Below are 17,614 nucleotides of genomic sequence, written 5' to 3' on the forward strand. Positions count from 1 at the left end.
GCGATCTTAGCCGTGCAGGGCGGCCGCGATGGCACGCCCGACAGTGGTTGCGACGGGGGGAGGCATGGCGTGACCAATCTGGCGATACCGCGATGTCTTTCCACCAAAGAACTGCCAGTCTGCGGGGATCGCCTGGATCGCTGCGGCTTGGTCCACGGTGAGCTTGGGGAGCTCGTCAGCAGGGAAGTCCGCGTCCGGTGGTTCGTTGCCGAGGCTGTTGCCGTTCACGCCGAGCGCGGCCCATGCCTTCTTGCTGCCGGTCGGACCGAGGTCTGCTCCGCCACGTCGTTCGGAACCCCCGACGAGGGCAGGAGCGATGTGGTCGGCACCCTTGATCCAGCGTTCTGCACCGGGCCAACCGTTCGCGGACATCGAAGGGCCGAGCACTTGGCCGACTGTAGGCGGAGGCTGGTCTGCTGGCTCGGGCCAGGAGAACCGTGAGAAGTACGGGTCCCGCAGGCCCACCAGGAAGCCGCTTCTGCGGTTCTGCGGCACGCCGAAGTCTGCGGCGTTGAGAACCTTCCAACTCGAGTGATAGCCAGCCTCTCCGAGCTCGGTCTCGATCCATGAACGATCGGGGCCGAAGTCAGGGCTCTCGACCAGGTCCGGGACATTCTCCAGAAGTACGGCCTTCGGCCCGATGGTGCGTGTCAACCCGATCACAGCCCTGAGGACCTTGCGTTCCTCCGTGTCCTCAGTGCGCCCTACAGTGGCCGAGGACCTGACCCGAGGAAGGCCACCACTGACTAGATCAACCCCGAAGACATCTGGGCACATGCTCGGATGGAAGTCCATGACGTCTATGCAAACGACGTTCCATTCGGACCTGTTGAGATCGATCGTGAAGCAGGCGTCGGCCTTGCTGTCGATGAGGATGACCGGATCGAACCCGGCGCGCTCAAGCCCCAACGCCTGGGCTCCGGCTCCGGCGCAGATCTCGACTGAGCGCAACCGGTGGGAGTTGCTCGGACCCACCGGCGTCACTTGAGGTACGGGCGACTCTCCCTGCGGCGGCGCGCTCATGGAAGGCTCGTTACTGATGGCGCTCTGGTGCGGGCCGTGATCGTGCTCCGCGGTGGCGGTTGGAGTGGGCGAGGAACTCGGACGCTGGGCATCGACGGACTCTTGGGCGACCGCACACAACTCCTCGTCCAAGGCGTTGCCCTCGATGCCATCGAAGAGTACGAACGGGGCGAGCCGCAGCAGCCTTTTGAGGAAGTCGCGGAGGGTCTCCCGCTCGTTCAGTCCGGTCAGGTCGAGATCCTTCCAGACGCGAAGGATGGCCCGGACCATGTGAGGGCTTCCGCCGAGAGCGGCACGGCGCGCATAGATCTGGTCGAATGCAGCTTCCCCGAGGATCTTCAAGGCGCTGTACGGTTCGGGGTCGCCCGAGGAACGCACAAGCTGGGCTCGCCACCACAGCCGGCCGAAGACATGTCGGGTGAGATCCGTACCGAGGACACGGTCCCGGGGCGGCTGTGGGTACCGCCAGAAGGCGACATCTGGAAGCAGGACCAGTGAGAGGAACGCCCAGACATCCCGGGAGGCGGCCTCAGCCGGGACCATGCCCATCTCGGCGTGCAGCAGAGCAGCGAGTCGAAGGTCGAACTCGGCGTTGCGTGCGCGGTCCGAGTCGTTGGGGAAACCAGCCTGCGTGGCGAGGTCAAGTACGCCTTCGCGCAGTTCCCGGAGCTGTGCGGTGGAGATCCGGTCGCCACCGGTGGCCACGTACACGGCCGACTTATGACTCGTGGTTGAGCGGTCGGTCAGGTCGGCGATCGGCAGATGCCGGTACTCCTCGAAGAGAGGTTTGGCCTGAGCGGTGAGCAACCGGGGGTAGAGGAAGCTCATCATGACACCTCGAACATCTTGACGGCCGCCTGAAGGTCCGAGGCGAACAAGGCGGGTGACTGCCGTTGACGCAGCCGGACATCAGTAATCGTCTGCCCTGGGAATAGTTGGTTGAACAGAGTGACCAGGGTGGCGCCCAGCGATCCGTCAGGGAAGGTGGAATCCTCAGCGAAATCTTCGTTGCCGAGTGCGTGCTCGATCATGATCCGGGCGGCGTCCGCATACACCACGGAGAGCACGATCCGGTCCACCGGGCGTGGTTTGCCCGCGTTCTCGAAAGCAGCGGCGGTGACGGTGTTGCGCTCGTTGACGAGCAACAGCAGGGATCCCATAGTGGCGCTCTCCAAGCCCCCGCTGATCTGTAGGTGCCAGGCGGCGTTACCAGGGAAGGACGTCCGGTCGAAGTCGATCACAGCCATGGGGAACTGTGGCGCATCACCTTGGAGGCGCAGGGACTCCCGATCACTCCACAACACGGAGCCCGCCCGACGAGGCGAGGAGGGGCGTGCGTTGTTACGCCGTTCGGCCAGGACGAGAGCCGTGTCGAGAAGCAGTAGACCGCCCAGGTCGGCTCCCCGCAGTCGTATGTCCAACCTCACCGTGGTGGTGCCTGCTGCGGACAGACGCACATGTTGTGCGGGTCCGCTGAGGTTGGAGCCCGTGGCCGTCCACACGGCTGCGAGGGTGAGTGGCGCATCGGTCGGCAGTCCCGACTGAGAACGCGTTCGATCAAGGTCAACCTGGATGGTCCTGCGTAGATGCAGGTCCATCTGGTAGTCCCAGTCCGGCAGAGCCTCGGGCATGGCCATGTCGCCGTCCTCGGTAACCAGCAACCATCCCTCGGCGGCAACCACGTCCTCCGACGGGCTGCGGTAAGGAAGAACGCGCCGGGTCACTGGTTCCTCACTGCCTCGACCTTGATCCCGATCTCGGTCATGGTGTCTGGGGCCGGACGTACCACAGCGCGCCAGACAGAGTCGAGTCCGCCCTCGATCACGCAGGCTTCGGAGTCGTACAGCTGACCGTCGCTGTCCTCCCAGCCGACGAGCACGGGCATGCTCGCTCCGATGGGCGGATCCGTCTCGCGCCCACCAGTGCCGGGGAGCGTAACGGCCAGGTCGATGCGGACCCGCTGGAGGCCGGGTACCGGCAGTCGGAACTCCTGGATCAGCACTGTGCTGGCACCACGATCGTCGTAGTAGGCATCACCGACGTACTGCACGCGTGGCCGACGGCGTGGCGTGCCAAGCTCACTGCTTCCCGACTCATTCGCGAACGGGCGCTGGCCGGTATTGAGACCGAGCGGACCGGCAGGCCCGTCAGAGGAGCGCTGTCCCGCGTCGGTCTGCACCGCTGTCGGAGCGGAGCGCCCCAGTTCACGAGATGTAGCCGCTTCCACGTCATCCGCCCTTGAAGTGCGCGTGGCGGTGCTGCCCGGCCTGGAATAGGCGGTGGCACCACCAATACCCCAGGCTCCCCCCACCAATCCGGAGAATAGTGAGCTGGCCGCTCCCAGAGCGACATTGCTGGCTCCTGGCCGGGCGACACCTCCGAGGGAGAGCAGGCCGTCCAACGATTCGGTGATACGCCGGAATGTCGTGTGCACGAATGTGCTCTCGGGTCTTTCAAGTGACTGTGGATTCCAGGCGTCGTGCGTAGGCGGTTCAGCCTTCGCGTAGATCTCATCCATGGCTTCGTCGGCCCGGAAGACCCCTGCGTACCCCTGATGCGCACTCGGAGGCTTCGGCCCCGGCCGGTACGTGACGACGAGTTCCGCGGGACGCATCAAACACACGTGATGGACGATGTGCTCGATGTCGAGCATGCGCGAGGCGCGGCTCGGATCCAACGGTGGCGTGAGCCGCTTCACCAGACCCAGGCGTCCCAAGTGCCGCTTGGGCTTCAGACATTGCAGGTCGATGCCGTCCGGGCCGCTCATCGCCTCGTAGGCGGCAACGAACATGTTGAGCGGTCGGGTTTCCTGCGGATCGGGAACGCGATGTTCGAGGCCGTCGCAGGTGACGGAGAAGCGCATGGAGGGTGCGTTTCCGCCCCTGGAGAGCATCTTGGGCCAGAGATGCCAGGCGATGGTCTCGGCCAGGTAGTCGGCTGCCGCAGGCGGTGCGAGCTCGTCCAGATTCGGGTCGACGACGACGATGGTCGTCCCGGTCTCCTCGGAGCCGAAGGGCTTGAGACCAAGGCGCTGGGCCATGGCCTCCGCATCCCGGTCGATCAGGGGTTCCACGACTTCCCCTGAGTTGTCGCCCCACCAGTGCCGACCGGTGTAGCGACGATCCCCATCAGGCTCTGCCGCCACATAGCTCTTCCATAGGGCACAGCCGATGAGCCGGGTTTCGTAGCTTCCCTGCGCGGTGCGGCACTGCGAGTGGACGAGGACGGTTCCGGGCCGGGACAGAAGATAGAAAATGCCCTTGCCGAAGCCGTAAGTGCCGCCGCCCAGTGCAATGTCGCGCGGTTCGCCGATGTTCCGGATGAAGGACACGAAGTCCCGGTCGGCCTCGACGGCATCGTCGGCGCGAGTGGGGCCCCCGAGCCCTCGCGTGCCTCGGTCGGAGACGGCAAGTACCTGCACCGAGCCGCGTTGGAGCGAGTCGCGCAGCGGGAAGTTCTCCGCGCCGGTGGGGGCACCGTCGAGCAGCAATTCCCGCCACGCTCTGGCGTGAGCCGGGCCCACCGTCCACACATCGATGGAGTAGTCGACTGGAGCGGACGATGGCACCACCCGGGCGTCCCAGCTGTTTTGAGCCGACTCGCGTACCAGGATGGTGAGGAGGTCGAGTTCCGGACGCCCGAGTTGGTTCCGAATCCCCTCTGCCGCGCTCGCGCCTTCGGGAGGGTAAGGCTGGGAGAACCAGCTGGGCGCCGTCACACGGGCTCCTGGATCAGTTTGTCGATCGTTCTGGAGACCTCCCCGGGGGCGAGGGGAGCAGGCACCTCACCGGACAGGTCGATGGTGTATTCGACGTCGGTGACCGAAATAGGTACACCTGCTGCAACAAGAGCTCGGCCAGTCAGCCCAGGGAAGTTGGCATCGACCTGGTACCACCTCTCCTCCTCGATGACGAAGCGCACGTCGCGGTAGCGGGCGGCGTCCTCGGGGTGGTATCCGGCGCCTGCGAGCAGTTGCAAGAGCGCGCCCTCGTCGTCGCACAGTCGTAGGGCCTGCTCGATCGACTCCACGAGACCTGTGCCGTCACCGTTCACGTTTGTGTGTCGCAGACGAAACCAGGCAAGGCAGAGGAATCCATTCTCTGGAACTTCGAGTTGATCGAGTCCATGTATCCGTGGCCTTCGACCATCGTCAACCGTACTGCACTTCACCTCGATGGCGGTGGTGCCGGCAGAGAAGTCGTGGCGGTACTTCTCGGGGCCACGCCAGCACCGGTGCGCACTCGAGTCCTTCGCGATAAGTCGGTTGAGTACCATCAACTCACCGAAAAGACCCGCGAGTTGCTCGGGTCCCAACGGGTCACCCTGGCTTCGGAAGAGAGCCTTCCAACGGTCGAGAGCGCGGTACAACGCCTTGGTCGGGTTCTGCGGTAGCTCTCTGGCCTGGTCCAGCACGTCCACGCACAGCTCCGTGAACAGGTCGTTGAGGTCTTCGCGCAGGCAGGTGAGATCGGCATAGGTCTGATAGCTGTCCGCACCCTCAAGGGGGCGCTTGCGCAACAGCAGAGCGGGTCCGTTCAGACCGGGGCGGATCTTGCGGTGGGAAGGGATCGGCACCAGGACGTGCCGATGTCTGTCGTGATCGACTGCCACTACCAACGGGCCGTGTTCGGCGACGACGGGGAGTTCGGAGACCCGCAGTCGACGTTCGTCAGTGGTCTGCTCTTCCTCAAGTCTGGTCCAGTGCTCCTCGACGGCCTTGCGGAGCGTGTCATCTCTCATTCGTCCTCGCTGTCGAGGAGGCTGAAGTCCTCATCTTCGATCGATACGTTGGACAGGTCGGCGGAGATGTACTTGCGTACCTCGCTGTCTTCCCCCTGCGGCTCAGGGAAGACCAAGCCGACACCGATCACATGCTCCTCTGCATTCAAAGGGGCGCGCAACTGTTTCTTTCTCGGGTTGTTCGACGGAATCGGCTCGGACATTTTGTCGATCGGGTACAGAACCAGCAGACCGACGTTCGGGAGCTGGGCTCGTCGCTCGCTCACGATGGCCTTCTCCGTCAGCTTTGATGTGTCCCCGGGAAGGTCCACAGTTGCGTCCCGGCGGCTCATCAGTGTCTTGATGTCGGCGAAGTCCTCGGTAGGATTCTCGATCTTGATTCGGGCGCGGATGTTCCGTCCGACGGCCACGCCGGGGGCGAAGGTGAAGTCGTCCCTCTTGGGGTTGCCGACGATAGCAATGTTCCACCGGCCGAGCGAACCGGATGCAGCAACTCGCTTCTGAATGTATTTGATGATCAGGTCAGGATCGTTCTCCGGGGATTTTTCGTGGAACTGGTAATTTGACAGGAAGTCGATGATGAAGTTGTGCGGGACGGATCGGAACACATAGCGGCCCTCCGTCGGGCGCGAATCCGTCCTGACCGCATTCGCGACGGCGGATCTGACCAGGGTGCAGGCGGCATCGATGTTTTCGCCCAGCCAGTCCCTGTTGGTGTGAAAGTAGTGGGTCTGGACCCGCTTCCCGCCGTATGAAGATGCCGCAGTGACGGCGTTGCGCATCTTGGCAGCGGCGGTCACGCGCAAGGCGGGGTGGGTGCGCAGTCGGACGGCAAAGGTGCGGGGAGTCTCGTCCTCGGTCATGTAGACGTCGATGTCGCGCCGCATCTCGGTCTCGACTGTGGCGAGGTGCCGGAACCACCCGGCCAACTCGTCGGTCATCCAGATCCGCGGCAGGTCGGCGTAGCCGTTCCTGAAGCCGAACCAACGCCCCATCTGCAGCAGTGTGTCGTATGCCGAGACGGCGCGGACGAAGTAGCTGACCGACAGACCTTCGAGTGTCAGTCCCCGGGAGAGGGTGTTGCCGCCCACGGCGATGGCCACGACCGGGCCGTTCTCGTAATCGAGACGGTCCTCGCTGCTGGAGTTGTCCATGATGACTCGACAACTGTCGAGGACTCCCGGCAACTCGGGCAACAATTCCTCGAACGACACCTTCGTCTCGCTGAAGTCCTCGGCAGGGACGCGGTCGGCCTCCTCCTCCCATGAATTGCGCAACCGGGAGAGGAACCCGGTGTCCGTCAGAGACTGCGCCGACCGGTTGCGTAGATGCTCCAAAGGCCTCTTGAAGCTGTTGTGCACCGAGGTGTTGACGCTGGTGTGGATCAGCATCGTGCTGTGCGGGTTGCCGGTGCCTCTCACCCGTCGTGCCGCTGTGACCAGCCAGAAATATTCGACAGCCTTGCGGAGAGTGTCGGTGATGATCGGCTCGAAGCCCTCGACGTCGGCCCTCGCCGCGGGGCGTACACACGGCACGTCGTCCTGGGGAATCGAGCGAATCATGTCGTAGCCGTCGTCGAGCTGTTCAGGGTCCTCATCGTCGAGCGCGTAACGCCCGAAGAGGACCTCGGTGCCGAAGTGCCCTTCGGGTTTGGGGAGGTTGACGATGAAATCCTGGGGGTAAAGGTCCTCGGAGCTCGGGTCGATGAGCAAGTTCGCGAACGGTGAGGCGGTGTACCCGACGTAGGCGGATTTGGGTAGGCTGCCCATAATGCTGAGGATTAGCGGGTTGATCGATTTCGTCGCTACGGTGGCCTGATCCGCCTCGTCGTCGATGATCAGGGCTGGGCAGTCCTCAAGGTAGTTCGATGCCTTCGTGAGCCATCGAGTCAGTTTGCGCAGTACCGTCGCGTTCTTCTTCACCACGCACAGCACGTGGGTTTTATTGTTCTTCCCGAAGTACGAAGCCGGGTTTTCCTGCGGAGTGAAGTCCTTGTCGAGGCCGGTCAACTGGGACCACATCGTGGGGTTCTGCTCGACGAGCTGCTGCACCAGTCGGGCCTGGGTCTGGCGGCGGAGGCCGTTGTGGATGCCGGCCAGCACGATGAAGAGTTTGTAGCCGCGGTCGGCAGCCTTGGCCATGACTGAGGTGAAGTTCGTGGTCTTGCCGGACTGCACATACCCGACGACAAGGCCTCGGGTGGAGAACGCTTTCTCCTTCGGGTGGTTCAGTAGCGAGACGATACGGGTCGAGGAATCGTCGAGATTCTTGATCGCGGGATCTTGGGGCCAGCCGTCCTTGTGGAGTAGATCCACAATCGCTGGCCAGCATTTGTCCTTGGGTTGCGGGCCCGTGTACCAGGTGTCGCGATTACCCAGGACCACCGCGTGCGGCTCTTCGAGCTCTTTGATCCGGATGGTCTGTTGAACGTGCCGTTCGCGGATCTGCTCGATGATGTCGGGACTGATTCCGAACTGTTCCAGCCGCTTGACCGACTCGGCAGGGGGGAACTTGTCCAGGATTGCCTTGAATGTGTCATACATTCCGTCGAACTCGTCGGTCATGGGAGGCGACCATTCCCCTTGATCTCGTTCACTGAAGTCAACCGAACCGCGGTGATCCGCTGCTTGCGTGGATTCGCTCCGCAAGCGGCACGGGCCCCTAGGGCACAAGGAGGCGTCTGTATCGGTGCGGACGCACCCTCTTATGCAATGTCTACACACTATTGGGTGTAGGCGGGCGCTGATGTGCGATACGGGTCACGATTGGCGATTGAGTTTCGCACCCTCGGGTCTCTACGAGGGGGGTGACCGCCTGGAGATCACGACGGCCGCGACCTGGTCCGCGACCTCCTCCGCGGACTCGTGCTCCCAGAACCTCAGCACTGTCCAGCCTTCGGAGCGTAGATGGCTGGTGGTTTCGCGATCTCGCGTCATGTTCCGGTCAAGTTTCGAGCGCCACCAATGCGCATTCGCTCGAGGGCTCGTGGCGTGTTCGGGGCAGCCATGCCAGAAGCAGCCGTCGAGGAACACGGCGATCCGCAGCTTTCCAAAGGTGATGTCCATGGTCCGGCGAGGCATGCCCGCGACAGGGACGTGCACCCGATATCGCAGCCCCCTACTGTGCAGTAGTCGACGCACGGCCATCTCTTGCGCTGTGTCGCGGGACGCTTGACGGCTCATACGTGCGGCAACAGCCGGGGACGAGGCGGTCGGGGACATGGCATCAGTATGGGTTGGGTGACGTGGATCTCGCGAGCTGGGATCTGCGTCACTTGGGCGGGTTCGGTGACCGGCTCAGGGGGCGAGGGAACTGCTGTTCAGACGCCTTCGCCGTGGCACGCCATGTATGCCTGCTGTGACCCGCACCAGCATGCGGAATTCCGCTCCGGCGGCCACCCCACCGCCCGCCCCCGTGCCGCCAGCGTCGTCGCGTACTGGGGGAGCAGTGTCACGTCCGACGGTGACGCGCCCTCCGACGCTGCGAAGGCCTCGTATGACGGGACCGTTCCCGTGACGATGCCCAGGTTGGGGGTACCGGAGGCGGAGAGTTCGCGTAGCGATGCTTCTATCGTCGACAGGTGGGTCTCGTGGGAGGGGTACTCCGTCGACAGGTCCGGGTACGCCGTCAGGAGTTCCGTGAGTTCCGTGGACGGCCAGTGGAGGATCGCTACTGGGAAGGGGCGGGAGAGGGCTTCTCGGTACGTGCCCAATTCCGCTTGCAGTCGGGTGATTTCGGCGCGGAGTTCGTCGGGGTTGTCCGAGCCGAGGGCCCAGACCCGCTTCGGGTCGTGGAGTTCGTCCAGGGGGACCGGGGTGCGGCCCGCCGCGGCCGCGCGGGCGCGGTGGACGCGGTCCGCCAGCTCGTCCCACGTGTCGTGCGCCGCGCCCTGCAGCCGGCGTACGCGATGGCGGCCGTACAGCAACGGGTGCGTGGGATAGGGGGGTTCGAGGTCCGGGGCGGGGAGCAGATGCTGCAGCGCCTCCGTGAACGTCTCGTGCGCCTGGTCCAGCTCGTCGTGGGACTCCAGCGCCTCCGCCACGATCACCCACGGCGCCGCGTCCGCGGGGCGCGTGCCGCGTACGCCCTCGATGATCGCCCGCGCCTCCGCCTCGTGGCCGTACTCCCAGAGGTTCGCCGCCTTCAGGGCCCGGATCAGGGTCGGGTTCTCCGGCGGGTGCGCGGCGGAGGGGGAGAGGAGGGTGTCGTAGAGCGTCGTCGCCCGTTCCCGGGCTTCCGCCAGCTCCAGGTGGGCCGCGGCCTGGAGGAGCAGGTGTTCCGCGTCCTCCGGGTAGAGGCCCGCGGTGCGCTCCAGGCGCTCCGCTTCGGCGATGTGATCGACAGGGGCGACGGCGTGGTCGGCAGGCTTGTCGGGGCGCATGGGTGACACCGTACTGCCGTTCTCGGGGTGGGGTGTATGGGGTTGGTTCGTCCGCGGGTGCGGCCCTACGCCCAGGGCCGAGCGGCCCGGTTAGGCTGGCTCCCCGTGATCATTCGCCGCCAGCCGCGCCCCCTGCGTCGGCCGCAGCTCCTCTGGCTGCTCGCCCCCTTCGTGCTGTACCTGGGGGCCCTGCCCCTCGCCAACCGCGTACGGCCCCTCGTGTTCGGGCTGCCCTTCCTGTTCGTGTGGCTGTTGGCCGCGACCCTGCTGACGCCCCTCGCCGTCTGGCTGACCTACCGGGGCGACAAGAAGAGGCGGCGCTCGTGAACACCGCCGTCGCCACCTCCGTCTTCGGTGTCTTCATGGTCGCCACCGTCGCCCTCGGGCTGCTCGCCGTGCGCGGGCACGGCCGTGGGGGCGGGCTCGCCGAGTGGTCCGTCGGCGGGCGGTCCCTGGGGCCGGTGTTCATCTGGGTGCTGATGGCCGGTGAGGGGTACACCAGCTTCAGCTATCTGGGGGCCGCGGGCTGGGGGTACAACTACGGGGCTCCCGTGCTGTACGTCGTGGCGTATATGTCCTGCGGGTACGCGGTCGGGTACGTCGTCGGGCCCATGCTGTGGGACTACGCGCGGCGGCACGGGCTCGTCAGCGTCAGCGACATGGTGGCCCACCGCTATGGAAAGCCCTGGCTGGGGGCGGGGGTCGCCGTGCTCGCGACCGTGTTCCTGCTGCCGTACATCCAGTTGCAGATCACGGGGATGGGCGTCGTCGTCTCGACGATCTCGTACGGGGCCATCAGCCTCAACTGGGCCTATTTCATCGGGTTCGCCGTCACCACCGGGTTCGTGGTCGTCAGCGGGCTCCGCGGGAGCGCCTGGGTCTCCGTGCTCAAGGACGTGCTCGTCATCGGCACGCTCGCCTTCCTCGCGGTGTACGTGCCGCTGCACTACTTCGACGGGTACGGGGACTTCGTCGGGCGGATCGTCGACGAGAAGAGCGCCTGGCTGACGCTGCCGGGAAGCGGTGGGAGCCCGTACGGCGAGGCCTGGTTCGCCACCACCTCGTTCCTCAACGCCCTCACTGTGGTGATCTTCCCGACCACCGTCGCCGGGTATCTGGGGGCGCGGAGCGCCGACGCCCTGCGTCGCAACGCCATCTGGCTGCCCGCGTACAACGTCCTGCTGTTCGTGCCGATGCTGCTCGGCATGGCGGCCCTGTTCGTCGTGCCGGGGCTGAGCGGGGCCGGGTCGAACCTCGCCCTGTTCCGGCTCGTCGTGGACTCGCTGCCGGCGTGGGCGGTGGGGGTCATCGGCGTCGCCGCCGCGCTGTCGTCGATCGTGCCGATGGCCGTGTTCATGCTGGTCATCGGGACGATGTGGGGGAGCAGCGTCTTCTGCCTGCTGCCCCGGTGGCGGTCGTCCGCGCGGCAGAAGCTCGCCTCGCAGGGCGTCGTCGTGGCCGCGGGGACGCTCGCCCTGGTCATGACGTACGCGGCGCCCAACACCCTCGTACGGCTCTCGCTCGTCTCGTACGAGGGGATGGCGCAGCTCGTACCGATGCTGCTGCTCGGGCTCGTCTGGCGGCGGCTGACCCTGGTGGGGGCGGTGAGCGGGCTCGTCGTGGGGGTGGCGATCGTGTGCGGGCTCGTGTTCAGCGAGCACGATCCGGTGGGCGGGGTGAACGCCGGGATCGTCGCCCTCGCCGTCAATCTGGCGGTCGCGCTCGCGGTGTCGTACGCCGGTCCTGCCGACCGGGACGGCCGGGCGGACGACGACGTGCTCGCCCGGGACCCGGTCGACGACGAGCCCGGTACGACAGGCCCTCCCGGTACAACAGGCCCTAGCGAGGAGCCCGCTCCCGAAGGAGTACGACGCTGAGCGCGGCCAGGACGCCCAGGGCCGCGGACACCAGGAGCGCCACGTTCGCGCCGTGGGCCAGGTCCTGGGGCGTCGAGCCCGTCGCCGTCGACACCGCGATCATCAGGGCGACGCCCGCCGCGGAGCCGATGTAGCGGGCGGTGTTGCCCGCGCCCGAGCCCATCGAGGCGCGCTCCGGCGGCACCGACTCGACGGCGAGGAGCGGGAGCGCGGCGTTCAGGAGGCCGCTGCCGACGCCGGAGATCAGCAGGCCCGGCAGGAGGCGCAGCCAGGAGTCGGCGGCGGCACCGCCCAGCATCGTCACGGCCGCGACGGCGTGCAGGACGAAGCCCGCGGCCATCTGGTGCCGCGGCGTGACGCGGCCCGCAAGGCGCCTGGCCTGCAGCGCGACCAGGAACGACGTACCGGACCAGAGCGCGAACAGCCAGGCCGTGCCCATCGCGGACAGGCCGAGCGCGGTGTGCTGGATCAGCGTCGGCAGATAGCTGAACAGGGCGATCACGGAGAGCCCGGTGAACAGGCCGCCCGCGGACGAGGCGAGGAACAGCGGGCGGCGCAGCAGACCGAGGTCCAGCATGGGCGTCTCGGCGCGCCGTTCCACGTATGTGAACGCGACCATCAGGACGACGGCCGCGAGCAGCAGGATGCCCACCGGCGCGCGCAGCCAGCCGTCGCGGCCGAGCGTCAGCGCGGCGAGCAGCGCGACGAGCGCGAGCCCGAAGGCGAGCGCGCCCGCCAGGTCGGGCCGCCCCGCGCGCGGCGCCCGCGACTCCACCAGCGCACGCGGGCCGAGGACGCCGACGGCGAGGGTGACGACGGCCAGGACCGCGTACGGCAGGCGCCAGTTCGCGAGGGTCGCGATGCCGCCGGAGACCACCGGCGAGACGGCGATGCCGCCGCTCACGAACGCGCCCCACACCCCGGTCGCCCGGATCCGCCCGGGGCCCGCCGGGTACGCCTGCGCGATCAGGCCGAGGCTGGCCGCGAGGACCGCCGCGCTCGCCGCGCCCTGGGCCACGCGCGCCAGCGTGAACATCCACGTCGACGTGGCGAGGGCGCCGAGCGCCGTGGTGACGCCGAGCGCGTACGTCCCGTACAGGAAGATCCGGCGCCGCCCGTAGTCGTCGGCGAGGCTGCCCGCGACCAGGAGCAGCGCGGCGAGGCCGAGCGGGGTGCCGTTCAGGAGCCAGGCCTGGGCGGAGAGGGAGGTGCCGAGCGCGTCCGCGGTGTCGGAGAGCGTGACCATCGGGGCCGTGTACGTCATCAGGGCCATGAAGGTCGCGGCGCTGGTGAGGGCGAGGGTGGCGCCGGGGCGGTGGCGCGTCGGGGGTGTGGTGGCGGTGGCCGGTGGGGCCGGTGTGGTGATGGCGGCGCGAGACATGGGTGTCCCTTCGGGACGAGTGGCTTTCAGGTTCAGTCATTGAACTTGCGAGGCGTCTGCGACCGTAGCATTCGAAGTTCAATGAATGAACCATGAGTCGGGAAAGTGGCTACAGTGGGCCCATGGCTCTCGGCAAGGACTACGCGGCGCAGGAGTGCTCCGTCGCCCGCGCCCTCGAAGTCGTCGGTGAGCGCTGGACGATGCTCGTCGTCCGCGACGCGCTCTACGGCGTCCGGCGCTACAACGACTTCCTCGTCCACCTCGGCATCCCGCGCGCGGTCCTCGCCGCCCGCCTCCAGACGCTCACCGACGCGGGCGTCCTGGAGAAGCGGCCCGCCGCGGACGCGCCCCGGCGCCACGAGTACGTGGTCACCGAGCGCGGCCGCGCCCTGTGGCCGACCCTGCGGGCGCTCGGCGTCTGGGGGCGCGACGCCTTCAACAGTGCGGCTCCGCTCCGGTACTTCCGGCACGCGGAGTGCGGCGCGGAGCTGGGGGTGGTGGGGGAGTGCCCGGCGTGCGGGCGGCTCGTGCCGGTCGAGGACGTGGAGATGCTGCCCGGGCCCGGGCTCGATCCGGAACCCGTCGATCCGGTCAGCCGGGCGCTGCTCGGACCCAGGCGCCTGCTTCAGCCGGTCGTCACCGATCCTGTATAACGGCAGGAAGCGGCAGCACACGCACGTTCGAGCGACGGAGAGGAGGCGGCTTTGACCAAGGACCGGACCCAGGATCGGATCAGCGATCGGACCGAGGGTCTGACCAAGCATCGGATCAGCGATCGGATCAAGGATCTGGTCAAGCGGTCAGGTGCGGCCCTGCGGCCCGCCGTCCTGCTCTTCGTGCTCCTCGTCGAGACCGTCCTCGCCGACACGGGCAGCCTCTCCGCCGCCGTCGCGCTCGCCGCGACCGCCGCCGCCGGCTCCGCCCTCGCCGTGTGCTCCCTGCTCGCCGCGCGCTCCGCGCCCGCCGTGCCCCGCACCCGCGTGCGCACCGCCATCCGCGACCGCGAACAACGCACGGCGTTCCTGCCGCAGCGCGACCCCGACGCCCGGGGCCGCACCCGCCCCCGAGCACCCGGCCGTCCCCTCCTGACGGCCGCGTAGGGACCCTTCAGGCCCACCCTTCGGACCCCGCGCGGGTCGTCATGCCGACAAGCACCCCTGCCCGTAGAGGCACGCCTGCCCGTTGAGGCACCCCTGCCCGTCAGGGCACCCCGGCACGACGAGACCCACGGAGGGCTCACCCATGTCTTTCTTCGCCGACCTGGTCGCCGACCTCGCCGACCTGTTCGACCCGCTCTTCCACGGCTCCGCGATGGCCGCCGCCATCGTCGCCGTCACCATGTGCGTACGCCTGCTCGTCCACCCCCTGTCGCGGGCCGCCGCCCGCGGCCAGAAGGCCCGCGCCAAGCTGACGCCGCAGATCGCCGAGCTGCGCAAGAAGCACGGCAAGAACCCGGAGAAGTTCCAGCAGGCGCTCATGGAGCTGCACCGCAAGGAGAAGGTGTCGCCGCTCGCCGGCTGCCTGCCCGGCCTCTTCCAGCTGCCCGCCTTCTTCCTGCTCTACCACCTGTTCTCCAGCTCGAGGATCGGCGGCGAGGCCAACGAGCTCCTCGACCACAAGCTGCTCGCCGCCCCGCTCGGCGGCCGCTGGGCCGACGCGCTCGGCGACGGCGGCGTCTTCGGCGCGGCCGGGCTCGTCTACCTGGCCCTCTTCGCGCTCGTCGCCGCCGTCGCGACCTTCAACTACCGGCGTACGAAGCGACAGATGTCCGGGGCCGCCGCCCTGCCCGTGGGGGACGAGCAGGCGCCCGGCGCGGGCGCCATGGCCGCGATGACCAAGTTCATGCCGTTCCTGTCCTTCATGACGCTGTTCTCCGTGGCGGTGGTGCCGCTCGCGGCCGCGCTGTACATCGTGACCAGCACGACGTGGAGCGCGGTGGAGCGGGCCTTCCTGTACCGGGACATGCCGCAGGGCGCGGCGGCGGCCCACATGGCCACCGCCATGTGACGGTCCAGTACGTGAACGGGGTCTTGCGGGGCGGACGGCTTGCTTGGAGGATCGGCCAGACCTCCGATGACCGCACATCGTCGGCCGGGTGGCCCGCGACCAAGGGAGACGATCCATGAAGCTGCTGCGAGTCGGTACGGCGGGTGCCGAGCGCCCCGCGCTGCTCGACGCCGACGGGACCCTGCGCGACCTGTCCGGCGTCGTGGCCGACATCGACGGGGCGCTCCTCGCCGACGACGCCGCGCTCGCCCGGGTCCGCGCGGCCGCCGCAGGCGGTGACCTGCCCGTGCTCGACGCGCCGGGGCTGCGCGTCGGGCCGCCGGTCGCGCGGATCGGCAAGGTCGTGTGCATCGGCCTGAACTACCACGACCACGCGGCCGAGACCGGCGCGGAGCCGCCCGCCGAGCCGGTCGTCTTCTTCAAGGCGGCGGACACCGTGGTCGGGCCGTACGACACGGTGCTCGTGCCGCGCGGCTCGGTGAAGACGGACTGGGAGGTCGAGCTCGCGGTCGTCATCGGGCGCACGGCGCGCTATCTGGCCTCGCACGAGGAGGCGCTCGCGCACGTCGCGGGGTACGCGGTGGCGCACGACGTGTCCGAGCGCGAGTTCCAGATCGAGCGCGGCGGCACCTGGGACAAGGGCAAGAACTGCGAGACGTTCAACCCGCTCGGGCCGTGGCTGGTGACGGCGGACGAGGTGGCGGACCCGCAGGCCCTGTCCCTGAAGCTGTGGGTCAACGGCGAGCTGAAGCAGGACGGGACGACGGCCCAGCAGATCTTCCCGGTGGCGGAAGTGGTCCGCTACGTCAGCCAGTTCATGACGCTGTACCCGGGCGACGTGATCAACACGGGGACGCCCGCCGGGGTCGCGCTCGGGCAGCCGGAGCCCAAGCCGTTCCTGCGGGCGGGTGACGTGGTGGAGCTGGAGATCGACGGGCTCGGGCGCCAGCGGCAGGAGCTCAAGCCGGCGTAACAGCGTCAAGCCGATGTAACAGCGTCAAACCGGCGTAACACCGTCAAGTCGGCGTAACGCCGGGCGGCGTAAACCTTCCGCCTGTCGGGCCAATGGGGGAAGCCCCGAGCGTGTCTCCCGTCACTTTTGTCTGAATTACGCATATTTCCGTGTATGCGAAGAAAAAGTTCAGCGTATCTAGCAGCGGCCGTCACGGTGGCCGCGGCCGTGGTCGTCGGCGGCCTGGCCGGGCAGGGTGTGGCCGATCCCCTGCCCGGCGGGCTCGGCCCCTGTCTTGGCTCCGGCTGCCCGAGCGGCCCCTACCCGGACCCGAACAACGGTCCCGTCGCGGGCCGCGACGAGAACATCAACGTGTTCGTCGGCAAGGACATGCTCGTCCGGCAGGCGGCCGCCGAGGCCGAGGGCAAGGTCGTCGTGCTCGGCAACTTCGACATGAACAAGGCGGCCGGGGTCTCGCAGATCTACAACGTGGGCGTCGCCGGCGTCGGCTCCCGCGTGCCGCCGCCCAACGGCTCGGACTTCCTGACCTCCGGCGGCAACGTGACCGTCGCCACCGGCCAGCGGCTGCTCGCCGAGGAGGGCAGCGTCTCCGGGCGCGTCGTGTACGAGGGCACCACCAGCGGCACGGTCAGCCCGGCCGCGGTGCAGGAGCCGGGCGCGGCCGACAAGTACGCGAGTCTGCCCGGCCAGCTGACCGCGGCCAGCCAGTGCTACGCGTACGACAACGGCGAGCCCAGGGCCGCTACGGGGGAGGCGGTCAACAGCGGCAGCGAGACGACCTTCACCGGCGACGGCCGCTCCGCCATCCAGGTCTTCAACGTCGACTTCGACCTGGTCAGCCGGACCGGCGGCGACCAGGGCATCATCTTCCGCAACATCCCGGCGGACGCCACCGTCCTCGTCAACCTCACCGGCGACGCCCGCACGATCCGCACGTACATGGGCACGCTGCCGGACGGTCTGCGCGAGCGGCTGCTGTGGAACTTCCCGGACGCCACCGACGTCACCTTCGCGGGCAGCGGGCAGTTCCAGGGGAGCGTGCTCGTCGGGCAGGCGGCGAGCGCGACGACGGTGACGCTGCCCGGCATGAACGGGCGGTTCTTCACCGTGGGCCAGCTGACGCACACGTCGGCGCGGGGTGGGGGCCAGGAGTTCCACGCGTACCCGTTCAACGGGGATCTGCCGACGTGCGCCGCGCCGTCTCCGTCGCCGAGCCCGTCGGTCTCGCCGTC

General features: G+C 67.8%; 15 protein-coding genes. 7 read left to right on the plus strand and 8 right to left on the minus strand.

What is annotated here, in order from left to right:
* Positions 1–6: 6 nt before the first annotated feature.
* From ACFWZ5_RS08010 to ACFWZ5_RS08040, 7 genes are all read right to left on the minus strand, one after another.
* Entirely contained in the window at positions 7–1,851 is a 1,845-nt protein-coding gene (locus ACFWZ5_RS08010; RefSeq protein WP_384796101.1) for a DUF6339 family protein, read from the minus strand.
* Positions 1,851–2,747 (minus strand): hypothetical protein, encoded by an 897-nt coding sequence (locus tag ACFWZ5_RS08015; RefSeq protein WP_384796103.1) that lies wholly within the window; start codon positions 2,745–2,747, stop codon positions 1,851–1,853. Before ACFWZ5_RS08015 ends, ACFWZ5_RS08010 begins: the two co-directional genes overlap by 1 nt.
* The gene (locus ACFWZ5_RS08020) at positions 2,744–4,741 is read right to left on the minus strand and encodes a hypothetical protein (RefSeq protein WP_384796105.1); all 1,998 of its coding nucleotides are present in this window, start codon (positions 4,739–4,741) and stop codon (positions 2,744–2,746) included. The genes ACFWZ5_RS08015 and ACFWZ5_RS08020 overlap by 4 nt, the downstream gene beginning before the upstream one ends.
* On the minus strand, positions 4,738–5,763 hold the full coding sequence (locus tag ACFWZ5_RS08025) for a PD-(D/E)XK motif protein (protein WP_384796107.1): 1,026 nt from the start codon (positions 5,761–5,763) through the stop codon (positions 4,738–4,740). Before ACFWZ5_RS08025 ends, ACFWZ5_RS08020 begins: the two co-directional genes overlap by 4 nt.
* Positions 5,760–8,327, minus strand: a complete 2,568-nt coding sequence (locus ACFWZ5_RS08030; RefSeq protein ID WP_384796109.1) for a Z1 domain-containing protein — start codon at positions 8,325–8,327, stop codon at positions 5,760–5,762. Before ACFWZ5_RS08030 ends, ACFWZ5_RS08025 begins: the two co-directional genes overlap by 4 nt.
* A gap of 231 nt (positions 8,328–8,558) precedes the next feature.
* The gene (locus tag ACFWZ5_RS08035) at positions 8,559–8,945 is read right to left on the minus strand and encodes a very short patch repair endonuclease (RefSeq protein ID WP_384796126.1); all 387 of its coding nucleotides are present in this window, start codon (positions 8,943–8,945) and stop codon (positions 8,559–8,561) included.
* Between the two features lie 137 nt (positions 8,946–9,082).
* Entirely contained in the window at positions 9,083–10,144 is a 1,062-nt protein-coding gene (locus ACFWZ5_RS08040) for an SEC-C domain-containing protein (RefSeq protein ID WP_384796111.1), read from the minus strand.
* A 105-nt stretch (positions 10,145–10,249) separates the two neighbouring features.
* On the opposite strand from ACFWZ5_RS08040, the gene ACFWZ5_RS08045 reads away from it, so the two are divergent.
* Together ACFWZ5_RS08045 and ACFWZ5_RS08050 are read left to right on the plus strand one after the other, a co-directional pair.
* A complete protein-coding gene (locus tag ACFWZ5_RS08045) occupies positions 10,250–10,471 on the plus strand; it encodes a DUF3311 domain-containing protein (protein ID WP_384796113.1) in 222 nt (73 codons plus the stop codon).
* Positions 10,468–12,021 carry a sodium:solute symporter gene (locus ACFWZ5_RS08050; RefSeq protein WP_384796115.1) on the plus strand — a complete coding sequence of 518 codons (1,554 nt, stop codon included), beginning with the start codon at positions 10,468–10,470 and terminating at the stop codon, positions 12,019–12,021. Before ACFWZ5_RS08045 ends, ACFWZ5_RS08050 begins: the two co-directional genes overlap by 4 nt.
* Here the strand turns inward: ACFWZ5_RS08050 and ACFWZ5_RS08055 are convergent.
* On the minus strand, positions 11,984–13,402 hold the full coding sequence (locus tag ACFWZ5_RS08055) for an MFS transporter (RefSeq protein WP_384796117.1): 1,419 nt from the start codon (positions 13,400–13,402) through the stop codon (positions 11,984–11,986). The genes ACFWZ5_RS08050 and ACFWZ5_RS08055 overlap by 38 nt on opposite strands.
* A 122-nt stretch (positions 13,403–13,524) precedes the next feature.
* Here ACFWZ5_RS08055 and ACFWZ5_RS08060 point away from each other — a divergent pair, with 122 nt between their 5' ends.
* The 5 genes from ACFWZ5_RS08060 to ACFWZ5_RS08080 form a co-directional block, all read left to right on the plus strand.
* Positions 13,525–14,055 carry a winged helix-turn-helix transcriptional regulator gene (locus tag ACFWZ5_RS08060; RefSeq protein ID WP_384796119.1) on the plus strand — a complete coding sequence of 177 codons (531 nt, stop codon included), beginning with the start codon at positions 13,525–13,527 and terminating at the stop codon, positions 14,053–14,055.
* 114 nt (positions 14,056–14,169) lie between these two features.
* On the plus strand, positions 14,170–14,502 hold the full coding sequence (locus ACFWZ5_RS08065; protein WP_384796128.1) for a DUF6412 domain-containing protein: 333 nt from the start codon (positions 14,170–14,172) through the stop codon (positions 14,500–14,502).
* A gap of 142 nt (positions 14,503–14,644) precedes the next feature.
* Positions 14,645–15,409, plus strand: coding sequence for a YidC/Oxa1 family membrane protein insertase (locus ACFWZ5_RS08070; RefSeq protein WP_384796121.1), 765 nt, complete (start codon positions 14,645–14,647; stop codon positions 15,407–15,409).
* Between the two features lie 115 nt (positions 15,410–15,524).
* A complete protein-coding gene (locus ACFWZ5_RS08075; RefSeq protein ID WP_384796123.1) occupies positions 15,525–16,382 on the plus strand; it encodes a fumarylacetoacetate hydrolase family protein in 858 nt (285 codons plus the stop codon).
* 195 nt (positions 16,383–16,577) lie between these two features.
* Positions 16,578–17,614 (plus strand): choice-of-anchor A family protein (locus ACFWZ5_RS08080; protein ID WP_384890533.1); only part of this gene is annotated, 1,037 nt, incomplete at its 3' end.

It is taken from the genome of Streptomyces sp. NPDC059003, from assembly GCF_042740445.1.
GTDB lineage: Bacteria > Actinomycetota > Actinomycetes > Streptomycetales > Streptomycetaceae > Streptomyces.